Origin of the sequence: Dialister succinatiphilus YIT 11850, assembly GCF_000242435.1 — a bacterium.
Lineage (GTDB): Bacteria > Bacillota > Negativicutes > Veillonellales > Dialisteraceae > Dialister > Dialister succinatiphilus.
Genome location: NZ_JH591198.1, coordinates 1 through 1,614, shown reverse-complemented (window position 1 = coordinate 1,614; position 1,614 = coordinate 1). Strand labels below are relative to the sequence as shown.

The following is a 1,614-nucleotide window of genomic DNA, read 5'->3' as shown; positions in this document are numbered from 1 at the left end:
GATGTTTCCACTGATGACTGGGCTTACCAGGCAGTATCCGACCTCTCCGACCAGGGCGTTGTAGAAGGCTATCCGGATGGCACCTTCAAAGGTGAAAGAAACATTACCCGTTATGAACTGGCTCAGATCATTGCCCGCCTTATGGCTAAAGAAGACCAGCTGAACGCTGAACAGCGTGCAACCCTTGACAAACTGGCTGGCGAATACGCTGACGAACTGGCTAACCTGGGCGTTCGCGTTTCCAACCTGGAAAAGAAAGTCGGCAACATTTACTGGTCCGGCGATGCCCGCATGCAGTACCAGCACAATCTGAATGATGAAGGCAAAGCAAAGGACAACGATACCTGGAATGGCCGTATGCGTATCAACGTAAAAGGCCAGGTCAATGACCAGGTCACCGTTAACGGCCGTTTCGTCAATGAAATGGACTTCAAAGACAGTGATTCCAGCGACACCACCATGGACCGCATTTATTCCCAGTGGACACCAAATGACAAGACCACTGTCAACATCGGCCGCTTCGGCGTAGCTCTCGACCAGACCGGCACCTTCTGGGATGAAGACGGTATTTTCGACGGCGTCAACGCAGCTTGGGACAATGGCAAAATCGGCGTAGAAGCAGGCTATGGCCGCTTCAAGAGTGGATATAAGACATTCACACTTTCGGATGAAGACGTTAAAGGTACAGATGTTAAAGCAGGTGATTATGGCTATGCATGGAAGGACCAGGCTTCCACCGAAGCATGGTATGCAAAACTCACCGGCCACATTGCCGACGGTGCTGACGTATCCGCCTTCTACATGGAACCCACCCATAACTTCAATGCTGAATTATATGATGGACTGAAGAATCTTGATGTATATTCCGGAGATAAAAACGCTAAGGTCTGGGGCATCGGCACCACCGTTGACCTGGGCGGCAACTTCACTCTTGACGGCGACTATGTAAAGACCCTGTGGTCCGGCAAGATTGATCTTGGCGATTTTGGCTCCTACAAAGCTGACGACCCGGCTCTGTGGACTGCAGGCCTTACCTATGGCGCTGTGGACACCGACAAACCAGGCACCTGGCAGCTGGGCGTTCATTATGTAAAAGCCGATGCCGGTGCTATGCTCCTCGGCAACTCCGCTCTGGACCTCACCGACCAGCTGGACTACGGCTGGGATAACTGGTCCGACGTTCACTTCTGGGTAGCTCGCGCAGGCGTAGCACTCCAGAAGAACGTAGAACTGGACGCTTACTACAACTTCGCAGCCAAAGCATCCGGCAGCACCGAAGATCCCGACGACACCTGGGGCATCGAACTGAACTACGCATTCTAATGAGAATGAAAAAAGAGAACTCCTTCGGGAGTTCTTTTTTTATGGCTTTTTTGAACATAAGACCCTTTCTCCCCGCCCCCTCTGAACCCTTGGAACCCTCTGCATCCTCATACCGCAGGCATGTCCAAGGGTAAGAAGCCCAAATGACACAGGCCGCCGATTGGCGGTCAGGACCGTGATGGAGCATCCTATTGGCGCTCTGCCCCGTACACCCTTTCCCGCTTCGCGGGACTTCCCCTCAAGGGGAAACGAGAAAATAGGTGGCACTGGATATTGTGTCACATATGACAC

Annotated in this window: 1 protein-coding gene; it reads left to right on the top strand. The window is 52.5% G+C overall.

All coding sequences use genetic code 11. From position 1 onward, the window contains the following. On the top strand, positions 1–1,323 hold a 1,323-nt coding region (locus HMPREF9453_RS10950; RefSeq protein WP_008860636.1), incomplete at its 5' end, for an S-layer homology domain-containing protein. Between the last annotated feature and the right edge of the window lie 291 nt (positions 1,324–1,614).